The organism is Shewanella sedimentimangrovi (assembly GCF_017354965.1).
In the GTDB taxonomy this organism is placed as follows: domain Bacteria; phylum Pseudomonadota; class Gammaproteobacteria; order Enterobacterales; family Shewanellaceae; genus Shewanella; species Shewanella cyperi.
On sequence record NZ_CP071502.1, the window covers coordinates 3,563,470 to 3,583,019 of the forward strand.

A 19,550-nucleotide genomic window follows, 5' to 3' on the forward strand; every position below is an offset into this window, starting at 1 on the left:
TTCCAAACAATCCCGTTTAGTGCAACCTCTTAAACTGCTATCGTCGCGCCTGTTGAATTTTCCCGCCACAACCCAGGAACAGCGCCGATGAAATCTGCCTTGATACTGCCACTCGCACTCACAGTGCCCCTGCTCATCTCCGGCTGCACGCCGGCCGAGAGCGCCATGCAAGCACCTGTGGTCCGCCCGGTGAAACTCTTCACCATTGAGGATCTTGCCGCCCAAACCCAGCGCAGCTTTCCCGCCCGGGTGACGGCCAACAGCCGCGCCGATCTGTCGTTTCGGATCTCCGGCCAGCTGACCGAGCTGGCCCTGGTGGAAGGCCAAAGCGTCACCGAGGGTAGCCTGCTGGCCAGACTCGATGACAGGGATGCCCGCAATAACCTGATGACCCGCGAGGCCGAGCACGAGCTGCTGTCCGCCGACCATCAGCGCAAGGCAGCGCTGCTGGAACAAAAGCTGATTTCCCAGGCCGACTTTGATGCCACCCAGGCCCAGTTGAAATCCGCCACCGCGGCGCTGGCGGCGGCCAAAGATCAGCTGAGCTACACCCGCCTGACCGCGCCCTTTTCAGGCACAATCGCCAAGCGCCTGGTGGACAACCATCAGCAAGTGCAGCCCAACCAGACTGTGCTGACGCTGCAGAACAACCGCCTGCTGGATGTGAGCATTCAGGTGCCCGAATCCCTGCTGGCGACACTGAAACAGGCGAGCGGGCTCAAGGAATTGGAGGCCAGCGTCAGCTTCAGCGCCTTCCCCGGCCACAGCTTCAAGGCGAACTTCAAGGAGTATTCCACCCAGATCACCCCTGGCACCCAGGCCTATGAGCTGGTGTTCTCCCTGGCCCAGCCCGAGGCCGTGCAATTGCTGCCCGGCATGAGCGCCGAACTGAGCCTGAGCCTGGGTGACGGCCAGGCCCAACCACTGGCCATAGTGCCCGTGTCGGCCCTGGACAAGAGTGACAGCGATGGTTTGGTGCAGGTGTGGCGCTATCAGGCCAATTCCGGCCTGGTGGCCCCGGTACCCGTCACCCTGGGGCGGGTCAGCAGTCAGGGCATAGAGATCCTCGCCGGCCTGAAGGCCGGGGATCAAATCGTCAGCACCGGCGTGGCCCAACTCAGCGTCGGCATGAAGGTCAAGCCATTGCACTGGCAGCGTGGGGTTTAAGATGAATCTTGCTGAATATTCGATTCGCCACAGGGTCATCAGCTGGATGTTTGCCCTGCTGTTGCTGCTCGGCGGCAGCCTGGCCTTCTTTGGCCTGGGCCAGCTGGAGTTTCCCGAGTTCACCATCAAGGAAGCCCTGGTGATCACCGCCTACCCCGGCGCCTCGCCGGAGCAGGTGGAAGAGGAAGTGACACTGCCGCTGGAAGATGCCTTGCAACAGCTCGACGGCATCAAGCACATCACCTCGATCAACAACGCCGGTCTGTCGCAGATCCGCATAGAGATCAAAGACAAGTACGACAAGCACAGCCTGCCCCAGGTGTGGGACGAGGTGCGCCGCAAGGTCAATGACACAGCCGGGCAATTGCCGCCGGGCACAGGCACCCCCAAGGTGATGGACGACTTCGGCGACGTCTACGGCATACTGCTGAACCTGTCCGGTGCGGACTACAGCAGCCGTGAACTGAACAACTATGCCGATCTGCTGCGCCGGGAACTGATGCTGGTTCCCGGGGTGAAAAAGGTCTCAGTGGCCGGCGCCGTGACCGAGCAGGTGGTGATTGAGATCTCCCAGCAAAAGCTGTCGGCCCTGGGACTCGACCAGAGCTATATCTATGGTCTTATCAAGAACCAGAACGTGGTGTCCAACGCCGGCAGCCTGCTGCTGGGCGATAACCGCATCCGCATCCATCCCACCGGCGAGTTCGCCAGCGTGCAGGATCTGGCGCGGCTGATTGTCAGCCCGCCGGGCAGCACTGAGCTTATTCATCTGGGGGACATAGCCAGAATTGACCGGGTCTACGACGAGACCCCGACCCTGCTGTACCACAATCAGGGGCAAACGGCGCTGTCACTGGGCATTGCCTTCTCCAGTGGCGTCAACGTGGTGGAAGTGGGCGGCAGGATAACCCGGCGGCTGGCGGTGCTGGAGTCCGAGCAGCCCCTGGGCATGACTCTGGACACAGTCTACAACCAAAGCCTGGCGGTCGACGACACGGTCAGCGGCTTCCTGCTCAACGTGCTTGAGTCCATCGCCATAGTCATAGCCGTATTGCTGCTGTTCATGGGGCTGAGATCCGGCCTGCTGATGGGGCTTATCCTGCTGCTGACCATTTTGGGCACCTTTATCGTGATGAAGCTGCTCAATATCGACCTGCAGCTGATATCACTGGGGGCGCTGATCATAGCCCTTGGCATGCTGGTGGATAACGCCATTGTGGTCACCGAGGGCATCATCATAGGCCTGCGCCGCGGCAAGAGCCGGCTTGAGGCCGCCAGCCAGATAGTAACCCAGACCCAGTGGCCGCTGCTGGGGGCGACCGTTATCGCCATTATCGCCTTTGCCCCCATAGGCCTGTCCCAAAACGCCGCCGGTGAGTTCTGCCGCTCCCTGTTCCAGGTGCTGCTGATCTCCCTGTTTATCAGCTGGATAACGGCCATCACCCTCACGCCCTTCTTCTGCCACCTGCTGTTCAAGGATGGGGCAAGCCTGGAAGATGAGGCCGCCGATCCCTACCGGGGCTGGTTCTTTACCTTGTACCGCGCCGCGCTGAACTTCACCCTGCGCTTTCGCCTGCCGAGCCTGGTGCTGGTGCTCGCCATGTTGGTGTCGGCCGTGATGGGCTTTGGCCACATCAAGAATGTGTTCTTCCCGGCCTCAAACACCCCTATCTTCTTCGTCGATGTCTGGCTGCCGGAAGGCACGGATATCAAGGCCACCGAGCGCTTTACCGCCGACATAGAGGCGGCGCTGCTGAGCGGCGGCGACAGTCGGGACATGGGCCTTGAGCGGATCACCACGGTAATAGGCCAGGGGGCGCAGCGCTTCGTGCTGCCCTACCAGCCGGAGGAGGCCTATCCTGCCTATGCCCAGCTGATAGTGGAAATGCAGGATCTGGAGTCGCTCGAGGCCTATATGCCCAAGCTGCAGCAATGGCTGAACCAGGAGTTTCCCCAGGCCAGGTACAGGTTTAAAAACATGGAAAACGGTCCCTCACCGGCTGCCAAGATAGAGGCCCGCTTCTACGGTGACGACCCCGGGGTGCTGCGCAACCTGGCGGCCCAGGCGCAAGCCATCTTTGCCGCCGAACCGACCATGGATGATGTGCACCACAACTGGCGCAACCAGGTGGCGCTGATCCGGCCCCAGCTGCAAAACGCCAGGGCCAGGGAGAGCGGCCTCAGCAAGCGGGATCTCGACGATGCCCTGCTGCTGAACTTCAGCGGCAAGCAGATAGGCCTGTACCGGGAGGCGAGCCACTCGCTGCCTATCATAGCCAGGGCACCGGCGGACGAACGGCTGCAGGCCGACAACCTGTGGAAGCTGCAGATCTGGAGTTCTGAGTACAACAGCTTTGTGCCCGTGTCCCAGCTGGTAAGCGAGTTCGCAACCGAGTGGGAAAATCCGCTGGTGATGCGCCGGGATCGCAAGCGGGTGCTGACAGTTATGGCCGATCCTAAGTTGGGCTCGAACGAAACAGCGGACTCTGTGCTGCGCAAGGTCAAGGCCAAGGTGGAGGCCATTCCCTTGCCGGCGGGCTACAGCCTGGAATGGGGCGGCGAGTTCGAGGCCTCGGGCGAGGCCCAGGCCGCGGTGTTCAGCTCCATCCCCATGGGCTATTTGGTGATGTTCCTGATCACTGTGTTCCTGTTCAACTCGGTGCGCCAGCCGCTGGTGATCTGGCTGACAGTGCCTTTGGCCCTGATAGGGGTGACGGCGGGCCTGTTGCTGTTCGATGCGCCCTTCAGCTTTATGGCGCTGCTCGGACTGCTGAGCCTGTCGGGCATGGTGATTAAAAACGGCATAGTGCTGGTGGATCAGATAAACCTGGAACTGAGCCAAGGCAAGCCCGCCTATGCCGCCCTGGTGGACTCCTGTGTCAGCCGGGTCAGGCCGGTAATGATGGCGGCCATCACCACCATGCTGGGGATGCTGCCGCTGATTTCCGACGCCTTCTTCGGCTCCATGGCGATCACCATCATCTTTGGTCTGGGCTTTGCCTCACTGCTGACCCTGATAGTGCTGCCGCTGATCTACAGCCTGTTTTTCAGGGTTGTCCCGGGAGGTGAACCACAGACATAACCCGGCTTTAAGGTCGTGGGCCTTGGCCCGCGGCATGAAAAAACGCTTCCCGGCGCGACCGAACAGGCGACTGTTCGGTCATTTCTTTTTTGGGCAACAGGGTTAAAGGAACTCAAGCAAGACAAAGAAGTTTTCTACCCTGGCTTCCTGTTCGGGTTGAAACAGTGCCGAGGGCTCATGAACCCATTGAGTGGTTCAAAGGAATTCCAACGAAGCAAAGAAGTTTTCTACCCTGGCTTCCTGTTCGGGTCGAAAGAGTGCCGAGGGCTCATGAACCCATTGAGTGGTTCAAAGGAATTCCAACGAAGCAAAGAAGTTTTCTACCCTGGCTTCCTGTTCGGGTTGAAAGAGTGCCGAGGGCTCATGGCTCCCAAAGGGAGCGTTCGAATAAGTTAGAGGAATTCCAGCGAGGCAAAGAAATTTTCCACCGTGGCTTCGCGCTGGGCCGAAGGCTCATAGCTGGCGATCAGCATCAACATATGATTGTCGTGGGTAAAGACCCGCTGGATCATCTGCTCCTTGCCACTGTCCTTATCCAGTTCATACACCACCTCATAGCCCTTGTGGCCCTGATAGTCGATAAAACCACGACGCACCACGCGGGCTTTATTGCGGCTGGCCTGACCAATGATGGCGCCCAACTTGTCCATGTCTTCCAGCGCCAATTCCAGGATATCCTGCTCGTCATAGGTATCGAAGGCGGTGCTGAGGCTGATGGCGGTCAGCACCAGGGGATCCTTGCTGTTTTTCTGGGTGGTCACTTCCTCCAGGCTGATTTGATCCGAGCCCTGGGATCTGACCTTAGGGTCCGGCAACAGCTTGAGCTTGACCGGTACAGTAGCCATAAAGTGGCTTTGCAGCGGCAAGGGGGAGTAGTAATGGCGGTAGCCGAAGATGGCCCCTGCGAGGGCGCCGAGCAGCACTATTATCCTTAACATATCAGTCCCTTTTATCCTTTTATGTGTTGGCCATTGCTGTCCTGCAATGACTGTTTCCGTCATGCTCTGGTTTCTTTAAAGACCTGATTTCAGTCATGACTGTGGTTTGCATAAGCTACTGGTCACAGGCTATTGCGAACAGCAGTCGAAAGACTGACTTTGACCGCTCAAGTGAATCAAAAAGGCGCCCGCAGGCGCCTTCCAATTCAAATACTTAGATGGGCGAACCCGGTGGCATGGCCATGGGCTTGGGGATCAACCGGTACTGGCTGTCGTTCATACCCTTGCCAATCGCGCCAGCGAGGAAGTTGTAGTGGGCAGCGAGATCCTCGCTGCCCCTACTGGCGCGGCGCTTAAGCTGCTGTTGCAGCTCATCGAGGCGTGCCACCAATTGCGCCCTAACCTCAGTGCTGCAATCGGGGCTGTGCAGGGCCTGCAACAATTCATCCACCACCACGGCATTGACCCTGAGCCAGGGGCCGCGCTCCGGCCCTGTGGGGTTATCCAGATACAGGGTCTTGGCCAGCAGGCTGTCCACCAGTTCGGTGACACTCAACTGCTCGCGATCGTTAAGTGCCGCCTCCGCCACCCGGTTCAGGCGCCTTGGCCACAGCAGGCTGTGGACGCTGTGGCGCCCCAGCACCTCGGCCATGGCCAAAGGATCGCTGATGACCCCGGTGCCGCGGGCAAAGCTTTCCCTGGTATCGCCGTAACTGCCGGCCTTGGGCACCAGCAATTCGGTCAGTTCCCGCGGCAGGGTCAAAGACTCGGGTGCCAGGGTGGCCAGTACGGCACTGAGGGCCTGGCGTTGCAGCTCGGGGGCTATATATTGCCAGCTGCCGTTGCGGTCCTGGTAGCTGTAATCTGTGCCGCCGACAAACTTGGCCGCGGCTTCAATCTGATAGCGGCTCAGCAGGTACAAGGGCACCAGGGCATCGGCCAGCTCGCCCTGGGGTTCGCCGGGCAGCAGGGCCTCGGGGCCGAACTTGTCCAGCGCCAGACGGCGCACCTGTTGCAGACGGTTGAGTTCGGCCACGGGATCGCTGCCGTTATCCCACAAACTGGCGTAGGCGTGGCTGGCATCGGCACGGCGGGAGTCGGCCTCGCCTATGTATCTGAGGCCCTGGTTTTGGGCCTGACGCACCAGTTCGGCCAGGGCCTGACGCTCGGCCTCACCCTCGCCGAAATCGCCGTAACCGTAGCTGATGGCAAACTTATCCCAGGCGCCGACGCCGCTGCCATAGGCCTGGCTGAGGTCTATCTGGCCCGCCTGGATGCCGATTTGCGGATGGGGATAGTCCATCACAGAGCTGTTGTCATTGCTGGAGGCGGCAAAGTTGTGCTCCAGCCCCAGGGTGTGACCTATCTCGTGGGCAGACAGCTGGCGGATGCGGGCGAGGGACAGCGCCTTGGCGGCTTCGCCGGCGGCCTGCCTGTCATCCCAGCCGGCACTGAGACCACGGGCTATCAAATGATCCTGCCTGACCCTCAGGCTGCCCAGGGTCACATGGCCCTTGATGATTTCGCCGGTGCGCGGATCGGCCACCGCCGAGCCATAGGACCAGCCGCGGCTGGCCCTGTGGACCCATTGCACCACGTTGTAGCGCACGTCCTGGGGATCGGCATCTTCCGGCAGCAACTCCATTTTGAAGCCACCGATAAAACCAGCGGCATCGAAGGCCTCACTCCACCAGCGGCCACCGTCCAGCAGCGCGCTGCGGATGGGCTCGGGCACACCCGGATCCAGGTAATAGACTATGGGCTTGACCACCTCTGAGGGCGCGGGACCCGGGACCTTTTTCTGCAGCCGGTGCCGCAATATGTGGCGGCGCACCACGCTCTGGTCCACCGCGGTGCCATAGTCCAGGTATTCATCCATTAAAAAGCCGCTGTAGGCCAGGTAGTCCCGAGGTTCATAGCCCGGCTCCGGCAGGGCGATGAAGGACACCCGGGCACGGATGGACACAGACTTGGGATCCGGCGTCACCTGGGCCACATAGGCGCCGGGATTACTTGAGGCAAAGGTCAGCAGCACATCCACATCGCTGTTGCGCTCAAAGGATTTAACCCCCTCGGGGATAATCAGCGAGCGTTGTTTGTCGAGCTGGAACTCGCCCTGACCTGCGGCCTTGAGGCTGTCGGCCACCCCGTGCAGGTCCTGCAGAAGCAGTTCGTTCAGCGGCACCAGCAATTGCTTGCCGGGCTCCAGGGCTGCGCGCCAGAGCACGGATTCGGCAAAGGCCTCATGCACGGCGCGACGTTCGGAGGCCGAATCGCTGCCGGCGCGGTAACGGCTGTTGAGTTCCCGCAATATGATGTCGGGCCCCAGGCGTTCGAACTGTACCAGACGGGTGCGGCCCAGCTGGCCACGGTCGAGACCTATGTCATTGGAGCCCACGCCCTGGGGCAGGCTGGTGAGCATGATGAAGGGTTGATTGAGGCGGGCCGGGTTCAGGTACAGCCGGCCATCCCTGTGATAAAAAAGCTCAAGGAAACCACTGACTTTCTTGCTCTGCTGGATCAGGGCGGCGCTATCGGCTGCCTGGGATTGGGGCGCGGCGGCGCCGAGGGCCAGCAACAGCGCCAGGGCGAGGCTGTAGGGACGCATGCAAACTCCTTGTTATGCTTGTTCTGGTTGCAGTTTGCCAACCAGACTACCCCATCCCCGGCCACAGGCAAGCGCAAATAGCTCAAGTTATTCCCATACTTGGCTGCCGCAGCGCTTTTCCAACTTTTTGCTGCCTCGTCAGGCCTTGTTGTGCTTTTCCTTGTAGCCAATCCAGTGGCTCAGGATGTTGATCAAGGTGTCGGCCATATTGCCGGTCAGCACCTGTGTTAACACCAAACTATGTTAAAACCTGATTCAGTTGAAACCTGACTCAAGCTTTGCTGTGCTTTTCCTTGTAGCCAATCCAGTGACTTAAGGTATCGAACAGCTCAGTCAAGACTATCGGCTTGGTGATATGGGCGTTCATGCCCGCCGCCAGGCTCTTTTCCCGGTCGCCGGACATGGCGTGGGCCGTCATGGCAATAATGGGCAGCGCCTCACTGCTGTAGCGCTTGCGCAGCTCGCCGGCGGCGGTGAGCCCGTCCATCACCGGCATCTGAATGTCCATCAGCACGGCGTCGTAGGCACGCTTGTCCACCATGTCCAGCGCCACCTGACCGTTGTCGGCCACGTCCACCTCATATCCTGCGCTCTTGAGCAGCTCGGTGGCCACCTGCTGGTTGATAAAGTTGTCTTCCACCAGCAGCACCAGGCCCTTGTGTTCGCCCTCTTCCTCGGCCTTTTCTTCCGGCGGCAACACCGCCGGCTTGGGGCCGGCAAAGGCGGCGATGATCTGATCGAACAGCGCCGAGGCCTTGAAGGGTTTCTGCAACAGGGCGAACACCCGCTCGCCGTCGATGTCGCTTTGCAGCGGCTCGGCGGCATAGGCCGTCATCATGATGATCACCGGCCGCACCGCGAGGCGGCCGTCGGCGACCATTTCATCTATGGCATCGAGCACGTGCTGGCCGTCCATCTCCGGCATCATCCAGTCCAGCAGCAGCAGATCCACAGGATTCTGCTCCAGCTTGAACAGGGCCTCGGCACCCGTGGTGGCCGTGTCCACCACAAAGTGGAAGTCCTTGAGCAGGGAGGAATAAATCTGCAGCGCCGTGGGGTTATCGTCCACCACCAGGGTGCGCAGGCTGTTGAGCCGCTCCGGCACCACCAGGGGCGTGACCTTGGCCTCGGCGGCAATCTCGAAGCTCAGGGTAAAGCTGAAGGTACTGCCGACACCGGGCTCGCTGTGGACCTGCATCTTGCCGCCCATCATGGACACCAGGTGCTTGCTGATGGACAGCCCCAGGCCGGTACCACCGTACTTGCGGGTGGTGGAACCATCCGCCTGGGCGAAGGCGTCGAACAGCTTGTCCTGCTGATCGCGGCTGATACCAATGCCCGTGTCGCGGACCCAGAATTTGAGGGTGATGCGGTGATCGCGCTCGCCCACGTCCTCGCAGCCCAGCTCGATTTCACCGCTTTGGGTGAACTTGACCGCGTTCGACAGCAGGTTGATCAGCACCTGTCCCAGACGCAGGGGGTCGCCCTGCAACATCAAGCCGGCGGTGACCGGCGCATACAGCAGCAATTCGACGCCCTTTTCCTGGGCCTTGAGGGCGTTGAGGTCGAGGGCATGGTCGAGCACCTTGTCCAGCGGGAAGGCAACCCGCTCCAGCTCCAGCTTACCGGCCTCAATCTTGGAGAAGTCGAGGATGTCGTTGATGATCCGCAGCAGCGACTGGGCCGAGAAACCGGCCTTGTCGAGGTAGTCCCGCTGCTGCTCGGTCAGGGCGGTGCGGCCCGCCAGCTGCAACATACCGATAATGGCGTTCATCGGAGTGCGGATTTCATGGCTCATGTTGGCCAGGAATTCACTCTTGTACAGGTTCGCCAGTTCCGCATCCTGCTTGGCTTCCAGCAGCGCCACTTCGTTACTCTTGGAACGGGTGATGTCCTTGTGGGTACCGACCATACGCTTGGGCTGGCCGTCCTGGGTGAATTCCACCAGCCGGCCCCGGCTCAGCACCCAGAGGTAGTCGCCGCCGGCGGCTCGCATACGGAATTCAATTTCGTAGGTGCTGACGGGATCCTTGAGGTATTGCTCGCGGTATTCCTGCACCCGGATACGATCGTCTGGGTGAATAAGCTCGTCTATGGTGCTCAGCAGCGCCGGGAATTCATCGGCCTTGTAGCCCAGCATGGAGAAGTAGGCGGCGTTGCAGATGATCTGCTCCGAATCCAGATACCAGTCCCACAGGCCGTCTTCCACCGCGTCCATGGCCAGATGGTAGCGCTCCTCCGACAGCCGCAGTTGCTCGGCGGACTCGAATTCGCGGGTCACGTCACGCCACACGGCAATCAGGCCCTGCAGTTCACCACGGCGGTTATAGAAGGGCAGCTTGAGGGTGTCCAGCAGCACAGGCTTGCCGGCCAGCTCCACCTTTTCCTGGTAGCGCAGCGGCGCACGCTCGCTCAGCACCCGCTCGTCCTCGGCGCGGATGCGGCGGCCCTGCTCCGGACTGGTAAGCTCCTCCGGCGACAGGCCTATCATCTCGCTTTCGGTGTAACCCAGCATGCGCTCGGCGGCCTTGTTACAGCCCAGGTAGTGGCCTTCCTTGTCCTTGAACACAATGGCCTCGGGGATGGAGTCCAAGAGCGATCGCAGCAGGGCGTATTCCCGCTCGCGCCGCTCTGTGGCTTCCCGCAGACGTTCGGTACGACGGCCCACCAGTTTGTCGAGGCGCTTGTTCTGCTCCGCCAGGTGACGGGTATATTGCTGGTTTTCTTCAAAAATACGGCTGACCAGTTGGAACCATGGCTCCCAGCCGGGGGTGATCTTCTGCGGCACCTTGCGCGGCTGCACCGAGCAGCCTTCCAGATGGGACAGCAGCCGTGAGGCCGGATTTACGAAGGAGCGGCGGGTCTGCCAGTGCACTATGGTCACCAGCACCGACAGGGCCAGCACCACCAAAATAAAGGTCATCTGCAGCTTTTCCCAGGAGTCCTGGAACAGCTCGTCCACATCCTGGATATACAGCAACCTCCAGGGGGCGTTGTGCAGCGCCACCGAGTGTATGTAGTAGCCGTTGCGGATCATACCGTCGTGGGCATCGAACAGCTCGGATTCCGGCAGCGAGTGCAGCTCCGAGGGAATACGCTGGCTGATGTGGTACACCCGGTTGATGTCATCGCCCTCTATATCCGAGTGCGACAGGATATTGTTGGTCTGGTCCAGCAGGATAACAGTGCCCGGCATCTTGAAATAAAGGCGGATTTGCTTGGCCAGGGACGCCAGGGTCATGTCCAGGTTGATGGAGCCGATGAACTCGTCCCCAAGGTAGATGGGCACACCCAGGGTGGTCAGCAGACCCTTGTCGCTGGAGTCCACATAGGCCTCGCTCCAGAACACGCTGCGCTGGGGGTTCATGGCCGGGGTAGCGTACTGGAACTGTTTCTTGTTCAGCAGTTCATCGCGAAATCGCTGCTCGTCGGACGGCCAGGGATAATAGGACATCATCCGCCGCTTGGAGACGTAGTAGATGGCCGAGGCCTTGGGCGCCGCCTCCTTGGCTACCGGGAAGGCCAGAGACAGCTCGAACAGCATCTCCAGCTCCTGGTAAAACTTGTCGCTGCGGCCGTCCAGTGAACCCGAGCCGGTGATCCGCCCCATGTTGGTAAAGGGTTTGCCGTTCTCGGCATATGTGGGTTCCAGGGTAAAGTACTGGCCGCTTTCATTGAATTTGCCATACAGGGGCAAACGCTGCTTGAGCACGGACTCCCCCAGACGCAAATGGTCCACGGCCACGTCGCGCATACTCTTGACCGCACGGATGCTGGATTCCAGCAACAGGTCGATTTGCAGCACATGGCGGGCAATCTGCTCTTCGCGCTGTTCCATCAGCTGGGTCTTCTGTCTGTCGAAGAATACCCAGGCGGTCAGGCAGGCGAGCACTATCACCCCTATGTAGGTGTAGAACACAGCCCTGTTGTAGTTGCGCTGGATGGGGGATTTCAGCTGGAGATCCGGCTCGCTCGATTTCATGGGGTACCTTTGCAGCGACCCTGGGCCGCCCGGGTCTTGTCCGATGGGATATAGTAGCAGGAAGCAGGCCACTGTCCCAAAATTTTATTCGGCGGACTGTCTTTTCATTAGCGCTTTAAATACATGGACTTGGCAATAAAAAACGGCCCCGCGGGGCCGTCTTCTCAGGGGTCAGAGGTGTTCCTCGGCGAACTCCGCCAGGCGCGAACGCACCACGCCGTTGAGGTAAACGTTGGCACTGCCCTCGAAGTTTTTGAAGCGCTCCACTATGTAGGTCAGGCCCGAAGTCACGGCCGTCAGGTAGTTGGAGTCTATCTGCGACAGGTTACCACTGCAGATAAGCTTGGTGCCCTCGCCCATGCGGGTGATCATGGTTTTGATCTGCGAGGCGGTGAGGTTTTGACATTCATCCAGCAGCACCACGGCATTCTGGATGGAACGGCCACGCATAAAGTTGATGGATTTGAACTGGATATTGGCCTTTTCCATGATGTAATTCATGGAGCCGTGGGGATTGACGTCATTCTTGTGCAGCACCTCCAGGGTGTCGGTGATGGCTGCCAACCAGGGGGCCATCTTTTCTTCCTCTGTGCCGGGCAAAAAGCCTATGGATTCGGCAATTTCCGGGGTGTTGCGGGTGACGATAATCTTGTCATACTGGTTGCGTTCCACCACCAGCTCCAGTGCCGCTGCCATCGCCAGCAGGGTTTTGCCGCAACCGGCGGGGCCGGTCAGTATCACCATGTCGATTTCCGGATCCAGCAGCGCCTGCAACGCCATGCCCTGGTAAATGTTCTTCGGCCTGATGCCCCAGGCCTCCTGATTCAGCAGCCGACCGCGGCCCAGGTCGAGGATATGCAGGTGGGAATCGTCCCGGGCCGATACCCGGCCACAGAAGTCCGACTCTTCATCTATCAGGTATTGGTTGATGTACAAGTGATCGCTTTCCAGATCCTTGAGCGGCACTTCGTGCACAGTATTGCGACCGTGGCGGGTGGTGGACACCTTGTTCAGGTGTTCCCAGAAGTTACCGTCAAACTGGTGGAAGCCCTTGGTCAGGAAACGGATATCGTCGATCAGCTGGTCGGTGCGATAGTCCTCCACTATCTTGATGCCTGCGCCCTTGGCCTTGAGGCGCATATTGATGTCCTTGGTGACCAGCACCACGGTTCTTGGGGCATGCAGTTTTTGCAGGTGCAGCGCGGTATTGATAATGCGGTTGTCGTTGTGATCGCCGGGCAGGTTCTCTGTGCTGAATTCCAGCTGGTGGTCGGGGAATATGGCCAGGGTGCCGGTGGCATCGCCGTGACCTTCGCGGGCCGGGAGGGGGACGCCCTTCACTATTTCTTCCGGGGTGGTCTTGCCGCCGAGGGTGTCTTCCAGGGCGCGGATGGCGACTCTGGCGTCGCGGCTGACATCGCGTTTTCTGTCCTTAATCTGGTCCAGTTCTTCCAGTACCGTCATAGGTACTACGACATCGTGTTCTTTAAAGGAATATATGGCTAAGGGTTCGTGCAATAAGACATTGGTATCCAATACAAACAACTTTCTGTCGTCTTGTTCCATGGCGCCTCCGGGTTGCGTGACATAGGGTGTATGGTTACGACTGCGCAGGGCTCCTTTTCAGTGGCGGGGAGAGGGACAAGAAAGTTATTTCAAGCCCTGTCTTTAACTTAATACAGGCCACAGGCGGAAGTAAATAACCCCAAGCCAGTGTAATGGCCCTTTTATGACACCCAAGTGACAGCGCCTCCCCCTTGGTCAATTTGTATTCTATCCCGGCTCAGACTAGGCTCAGGGATGATTTAAATCTCCCGGCGCTTGGTATAACATACGCGCCCTTTGAGCATACCCCCATAGTTGAGAGTGTTAAGATGTCGTTCGCATTAGGGCAACGCTGGATCAGTGACAGCGAGTCGGAATTAGGTTTGGGAACCGTGGTACAGGTGGAAGGTCGCATGGTGGGCCTGCTGTTTCCTGCCACCGGCGAAAACCGTATGTTTGCCCAGGCCGATGCGCCCCTGACCCGGGTGATCTTCAATCCCGGAGACATCATCTCCAGTGCCGAGGGCTGGAGCCTCAAGGTCAGCCATCTGGAAGAAAAAAATGGCCTGGTGCTCTACCACGGCGAACACTGTGACACAGGGGAAACCACCAGCCTGCGGGAAACCCTGCTGGAGCACAATATCCGCTTCAACAAACCCCAGGACCGACTGTTTGCCGGTCAGATAGACCGGCTCGACCGCTTCGGGGTGCGCTATAAGAGCCAACTGCTGCGCCACCAACTGGCCAGTTCGGATCTGCTGGGCCTGCAGGGCCCCAGGGTGGGCCTGATTGCCCATCAGTTGTGGATTGCCCACGAAGTGGGCCGCCGTCACGCGCCGAGGGTATTGCTGGCGGACGAGGTGGGCCTGGGTAAAACCATTGAGGCCGGTTTGATTATCCATCAACAGCTGCAAACCGGCCGCGCCGAGCGGGTACTGGTAATAGTGCCCGACACCCTGAGGCACCAATGGCTGGTGGAAATGCTGCGCCGCTTTAACCTGCGCTTCTCTGTCTTTGACGAGGACCGCTGTGTTGAGGCCTTTGCCGATCACGATAACCCCTTCTACACGGAACAGCTGGTGATCTGCTCCCTGGAGCTGCTGCGCAAGAAGCGCCGCCTCGACCAGGCCCTCGACGCCGACTGGGATCTGATGGTGGTGGACGAAGCCCATCACCTGGAGTGGAGCGAAGATGAACCGAGCCGCGCCTACCAGGTGGTTGAAGCCCTGGCGGCCTTGGTGCCCGGGGTACTACTGCTGACCGCTACCCCCGACCAGCTGGGGCACCAGAGCCACTTTGCCCGTCTGCGCCTGCTGGATCCCGACCGTTTCTTTGATTACGACGCCTTCATTCAGGAAGAGGCCGGCTACCGCGCCGTGGCCGAGGCCGCCGAGGCCCTGGCCGGAGACAAGCCATTAAGCGATGCCGCCATCAACAGCCTGACCGAACTGCTGTCGGAGAAAGACATAGCGCCGGCCATACGCCAGATCCAGGCCCCCAACCTGGACGATGAACTGCACGCCGCCGCTCGCGAGGAGCTGCTGCAGGAACTGCTGGACCGTCACGGCACCGGCCGGGTGCTGTTCCGCAACAGCCGCGCCTCGGTCAAGGGCTTCCCCAAGCGCATCTTCCACAGCTACGGCTACCCCATGCCGGAGCAATACGCCACCGCCAGCCGGGTCAACGCCATGATGGGCGGTGCCCGCACCCTGGAGGCCAAGGCGGCCCAGGCCCTGAGCCCGGAAAAGCTGTACCAGGAATTCGATGACAATAACGCCAGCTGGTGGAAGTTTGACCCCAGGGTCGACTGGCTGCTGGATTTCCTCAAGAACCACCGCAGCAAGAAGGTGCTGGTGATCGCCAGCCGTGCCGAAACGGCGCTGGCACTGGAAGAAGCGCTGCGCACCCGCGAAGGTATAGCCGCCACCGTATTTCACGAGGGCATGTCGATCATTGAACGGGACAAGGCCGGGGCTTACTTTGCCCAGGAAGAGGGCGGTGCCCAGGCGCTGATCTGCTCCGAAATCGGCTCAGAGGGCCGTAACTTCCAGTTCGCCAGCCATCTGGTGCTGTTCGATCTGCCGCTGAACCCGGACCTGCTGGAACAGCGCATCGGCCGTCTCGACCGTATCGGCCAGAAGCACGATGTACAAATTCACCTGCCCTTCCTGGAGGACACGGCCCAGGAAAAACTGCTGCGCTGGTACCACGAGGGCCTGAACGCCTTCGAACTCACCTGCCCCGGCGGCCACATACTGTTCGGTGAATTCCGCGAGGCCCTGCTGCAGGTGCTGGCCGGCGATGCCGACGAGGACGATGCGGCGCACCTGCTGTCGGCCACCCGTGCCCGTTACAAGGAACTCAAGGATGCCATGGAGCACGGCCGCGACAAGCTGCTGGAGCTCAACAGCCATGGCGGCAGCAAGGCCAATGCCCTGGTGGCGCGCCTGGCGGCCGCAGACGGTGACACTGCGCTGATTGCAGCCGTGATCCGCCTGTGGGACATCATAGGTCTCGATCAGGAAGACAGGGGCGAGAACTGCATAGTGCTGCGCCCCAGCGAGCACATGATGTTCCCCACCTATCCAGGTCTCAGCGAAGATGGGGTGACCGTCACCTTCGACCGGGATACCGCCCTGTCACGGGACGATATTGCCCTGATCACCCTGGAGCACCCCTTGGTGCAGACGGGCCTGGATCTGATCACAGGTTCTGAAACCGGCAGCACCAGCGTGGCCGTGCTCAAGAACAAGGCTCTGCCGGCGGGCACCCTGTTCCTGGAGCTGATCTATATGGCCGAAACCACGGCGCCCAAGTCGAGCCAGCTGTACCGCTATCTGCCCCCCACACCTATCCGGGTGCTGATGGACAAGGGCGGCAACAACCTGTCGGCCAAGGTGGACTACGAGAGCTTCGACAAGCAGTTGAGCGCGGTGAACCGCCATATCGCCAGCAAGCTGGTGAACGCTTCCCAAACCCTGTTGCATCCGCTGTTTGCCAAGGGCGAGGCCATGGCCGCCGAGGCCCTGGCCGACCTGGTAGAGCAGGCGGGCCAGAGAATGGATCAGCAACTGGGCGGCGAACTGGCCCGTCTGGAAGCCCTCAAGGCGGTCAACCCCAATATCCGTGACGAGGAACTGAGCTTTATCCGCAACCAGATGCAGGAGTTGTCCGGCTACCTCGGCGACACCCAGTTGCAGCTGGATGCCATTCGTCTGGTGCTGGTGAGTCACGCCTGAGCCGTTAATTGAACCTGCTCCGGGTTTTGAGCGACAAGCCCAGGGTGGCCGTGCATTGGCAGCCACCCTGGGTTAAGCTTGGGCCATAGCCCATGACTCCCGTGCCATCCATGCGCCCCCTACTGCCGATACTCCTTACCTCGCTGCTGTCACCGCTCGCTTTGGCGGAAACCGACCAACAGGTGCTGAACAACCCCGTCCCCAAACCGCCCCTGGTGCAAGCCTGGGAAGGCAAACAGCGCCACGGCGCTGTGATCCTGGTGGCCGACACCGGGCAGCAGGCGGACAGCCAGGGACTGATAGCCTACCTGCACAGTGAGTTGGCCCCTCTGGGCTGGGCCAGCATCAGTATCACCCCACCGGGCAATCCCCCCTACCCCAACTTTGCCACGGATCCGGCCGAGATAGCCCTGGCCGGTGACGGTGAAACCCGGCTGCCAAGGGACAAGGCCACGGAAAAATACACCGAGCAACAGCTTGAGGCCCAGCTCGGGGCGCAGCTGAGCTGGTTGGAAGGAGAACTGACCGCCCTCGACGGTATAGGCAGTGATTTTCCCGGCAAGCGGGTGTTGCTGGCTCAAAACAGGAGTGCGGCATTGGTGATCAAACTGCTGGCGGACAACAAGCTGTCACCGCCGGATCTGCTGGTGGTGATCAATCCCTACAGCGATGCGGCGCCGCTGCATGTGCAGCTGCCGCCCATGCTGGCGGGCCTGAGTGTGCCGGTGCTGGATCTGGTGTCACCGGACGCCCATGCTGCGGCCCAGAAGGCCGCCGAGGCCAGGCGTTCGGCTTCGGCAGCCAAGTCGGGGCTGGAATATCGCCAGCAATTACTGGCGCTGGACCTGCACAGCCCCAGCGCCTGGGCCGATGCCTTGCAGGAGATCAGGGGCTTTGCCTGGCGCCTGAGCCAGCCCTAGCCAGTCTTCCGGGCTACCAAAATTTCTGCCTTGGCCGGTAGGGCGCATCGGCATCCTTGAGCTGACGCTTGGCGGCGATTTTGGCATTGGCACCGAGCAGCAATCTTATCTGATAGCGACTTTCCCGCGACAACAGGGATCTTAAGCCCGCGCTCCAGCTGCGATTGGTGCTAAGCTTGATGGCCGCCAATGCGTCCGGCGACCGCTCACACAGGCGCTCTGCCAGGGCCAGGGCCGCCGCCAAGGGTTCGGCCTCCACCCGGGTCACCAACCCAAATTCAGCCGCTTTGGCCGCAGGCAGGCATTCTGCGGTCATGGTCAATTCCATGGCCTTGTCCTTGGGCAGAATTTGCCGCAGGGCCACCAATCCGGCCATGTCCGGTACCAGACCCCATTTGGCCTCCATAATGGACAGTTCCGCATCCGGCGCCGCCAGGCGGAAATCCGCCCCCAGGGCTATCTGCATGCCGGCGCCGTAACAACGCCCCTCAAGCACGGCGATCACGGGGACGGGCAAACGCTGCCAGCCCAATGACACCCGCTGGGCCAGATTGGCATTGCCGGGTAAGCCCTTGAACAGCAAGCGCACAGCCTGCCAGGGCGAGGCCATCACGCTTTTGACGTCAAGCCCGGAACTGAAGCTGCCGCCGGCCCCCTTCAGCACCACGGCCCTCAGGCTGCTGTCGCGGCCAAGCTGCTTGATTAACTTATCAAGCTCTTGAAACATTTGAAAATTAACTGCGTTTAGCTTCTCTGGTCTATTGAGGCTGACCAGGGCCAGGGGGCCGCGGCGCTCTACGCTGAGGGTATGCCAATCCATGAAATCATTCCTTACTGGTCTGTCCAGATTAAATGTTAACACATTTGGCATATTCACCTAATAGGGCTAACATACGCGGACGTTTTGACGTCTGACATTTTATTGACGCCAAACACCTTTGAATTTGGCCCCATGCCACGACATTTCCGGGCTAAACCGCTGACCAACACCATTTTTCCGCGCCCCAGAATTTTTGGTGTTATCTTCAATAATAAGAATAAGTGAGGATCCCGACCCCCTATGGCGCTTCCGGTACTGATTTGCGACGATTCGGCCATGGCCAGAAAGCAGATGGCCCGCACCCTGCCCAAGGATTGGGATGTGGAGATCACCTATGCTGCCAACGGCGCCGAGGGCCTGGAAGCGATCCGTGCCGGCAAGGGCGAAGTGGTGTTTCTCGACCTCAATATGCCGGTAATGGACGGTTATGAGGTGCTGCAAACCATACAGCAGCAAGATCTGCCGGCACTGGTAATAGTGGTGTCGGGCGACATTCAGATTAAGGCACACGAGCGGGTTAAGGCCTTGGGAGCGCTGGACTTTATCCAGAAGCCCGTCAGCGCCGATGCCATTGCCGCCATTTTGCAGGACTACGGTATTCTCAGCGAATTGGGAACACAGGATCCTGCCTTGCAAAGCGACATGGTCAAGGTGGACCTGCGCGATGCCTGCCAGGAAATCGCCAACGTGGCCATGGGCCGGGCGGCGGATCTGCTGGCCAAGCTGCTGGATGTGTTCGTGTTGTTGCCGATCCCCAACGTCAATGTGCTGGAAGTCAGCGAGCTGACCATGGCCCTCAAGGCCACCGAGTCGTCGAAGAAGATCTCCGCCCTGTGCCAGGGCTTTATCGGCGCCGGGATTGCCGGCGAGGCCCTGCTGCTGTTCCATGACTCCAGCTTCGCCGACATGGCCAAGCTGATGGGGCTCAACAACCCCGACGATGCCAATACCGAGGTCGAGATGTTGATCGACACCGGCAATGTGCTGATTGGCGCCTTCCTCAACGGTATTTCCGAACAGCTGGATATGCAGTTCAGCCAGGGCCACCCAGTGGTGCTCGGGCGCCACTGCACCGTCAATGATCTGATCCACGACAATGCCGAAAAATGGCAACGCACCCTGGCGATGGAGATCAACTATCGCATCGAAGATCACAACATTGAGTGCGATCTGCTGCTGTTGTTTACCGAAGACTCGCTGCCCACCCTGAGCTATAAGCTCGGTTACCTTCTGGATCCGGAGTAGAAAT

The 19,550-nt window shown here is 60.1% G+C and carries 10 protein-coding genes; 5 read left to right on the top strand and 5 right to left on the bottom strand.

Features of this window, described 5'->3' with window-relative positions; translation table 11 throughout:
• Positions 1–87 precede the first annotated feature (87 nt).
• Positions 88–1,167 carry an efflux RND transporter periplasmic adaptor subunit gene (locus tag JYB85_RS15910; protein WP_207380071.1) on the top strand — a complete coding sequence of 360 codons (1,080 nt, stop codon included), beginning with the start codon at positions 88–90 and terminating at the stop codon, positions 1,165–1,167.
• Between the two features lies 1 nt (position 1,168).
• Positions 1,169–4,249, top strand: a complete 3,081-nt coding sequence (locus tag JYB85_RS15915) for an efflux RND transporter permease subunit (RefSeq protein WP_207380072.1) — start codon at positions 1,169–1,171, stop codon at positions 4,247–4,249.
• A gap of 392 nt (positions 4,250–4,641) precedes the next feature.
• On the opposite strand, the gene JYB85_RS15920 is transcribed toward JYB85_RS15915, so the two are convergent.
• From JYB85_RS15920 to JYB85_RS15935, 4 genes are all read right to left on the bottom strand, one after another.
• A complete protein-coding gene (locus tag JYB85_RS15920; RefSeq protein ID WP_207380073.1) occupies positions 4,642–5,187 on the bottom strand; it encodes a hypothetical protein in 546 nt (181 codons plus the stop codon).
• Between the two features lie 214 nt (positions 5,188–5,401).
• Positions 5,402–7,795, bottom strand: coding sequence for a zinc-dependent metalloprotease (locus tag JYB85_RS15925; protein ID WP_207380074.1), 2,394 nt, complete (start codon positions 7,793–7,795; stop codon positions 5,402–5,404).
• A 271-nt stretch (positions 7,796–8,066) separates the two neighbouring features.
• Positions 8,067–11,777 (bottom strand): response regulator, encoded by a 3,711-nt coding sequence (locus tag JYB85_RS15930; protein ID WP_207380075.1) that lies wholly within the window; start codon positions 11,775–11,777, stop codon positions 8,067–8,069.
• A gap of 171 nt (positions 11,778–11,948) precedes the next feature.
• Complete coding sequence (locus JYB85_RS15935) at positions 11,949–13,343, bottom strand: PhoH family protein (protein WP_207380076.1); 1,395 nt, start codon at positions 13,341–13,343, stop codon at positions 11,949–11,951.
• 308 nt (positions 13,344–13,651) lie between these two features.
• Between JYB85_RS15935 and rapA the strand changes: the two genes are divergently transcribed.
• Positions 13,652–16,561 carry an RNA polymerase-associated protein RapA gene (rapA, locus tag JYB85_RS15940; protein ID WP_207380077.1) on the top strand — a complete coding sequence of 970 codons (2,910 nt, stop codon included), beginning with the start codon at positions 13,652–13,654 and terminating at the stop codon, positions 16,559–16,561.
• A gap of 92 nt (positions 16,562–16,653) precedes the next feature.
• A complete protein-coding gene (locus tag JYB85_RS15945) occupies positions 16,654–17,481 on the top strand; it encodes a DUF3530 family protein (RefSeq protein WP_207380078.1) in 828 nt (275 codons plus the stop codon).
• 13 nt (positions 17,482–17,494) lie between these two features.
• Here JYB85_RS15945 and JYB85_RS15950 read toward each other — a convergent pair whose 3' ends face one another.
• Positions 17,495–18,301, bottom strand: a complete 807-nt coding sequence (locus JYB85_RS15950; RefSeq protein ID WP_207380079.1) for a crotonase/enoyl-CoA hydratase family protein — start codon at positions 18,299–18,301, stop codon at positions 17,495–17,497.
• A gap of 240 nt (positions 18,302–18,541) precedes the next feature.
• On the opposite strand from JYB85_RS15950, the gene JYB85_RS15955 reads away from it, so the two are divergent.
• On the top strand, positions 18,542–19,546 hold the full coding sequence (locus tag JYB85_RS15955) for a response regulator (RefSeq protein WP_207320924.1): 1,005 nt from the start codon (positions 18,542–18,544) through the stop codon (positions 19,544–19,546).
• The last annotated feature ends 4 nt before the right edge of the window (positions 19,547–19,550 follow it).

Bases quoted from the DNA above. Each gene is read 5' to 3' on its own strand.
- JYB85_RS15910 (WP_207380071.1), top strand. From the start codon at position 88: ATGAAATCTGCCTTGATACTGCCACTCGCACTCACAGTGCCCCTGCTC.
- JYB85_RS15915 (WP_207380072.1), top strand. From the start codon at position 1,169: ATGAATCTTGCTGAATATTCGATTCGCCACAGGGTCATCAGCTGGATG.
- JYB85_RS15920 (WP_207380073.1), bottom strand. From the start codon at position 5,187: ATGTTAAGGATAATAGTGCTGCTCGGCGCCCTCGCAGGGGCCATCTTC.
- JYB85_RS15925 (WP_207380074.1), bottom strand. From the start codon at position 7,795: ATGCGTCCCTACAGCCTCGCCCTGGCGCTGTTGCTGGCCCTCGGCGCC.
- JYB85_RS15930 (WP_207380075.1), bottom strand. From the start codon at position 11,777: ATGAAATCGAGCGAGCCGGATCTCCAGCTGAAATCCCCCATCCAGCGC.
- JYB85_RS15935 (WP_207380076.1), bottom strand. From the start codon at position 13,343: ATGGAACAAGACGACAGAAAGTTGTTTGTATTGGATACCAATGTCTTA.
- rapA (WP_207380077.1), top strand. From the start codon at position 13,652: ATGTCGTTCGCATTAGGGCAACGCTGGATCAGTGACAGCGAGTCGGAA.
- JYB85_RS15945 (WP_207380078.1), top strand. From the start codon at position 16,654: ATGACTCCCGTGCCATCCATGCGCCCCCTACTGCCGATACTCCTTACC.
- JYB85_RS15950 (WP_207380079.1), bottom strand. From the start codon at position 18,301: ATGGATTGGCATACCCTCAGCGTAGAGCGCCGCGGCCCCCTGGCCCTG.
- JYB85_RS15955 (WP_207320924.1), top strand. From the start codon at position 18,542: ATGGCGCTTCCGGTACTGATTTGCGACGATTCGGCCATGGCCAGAAAG.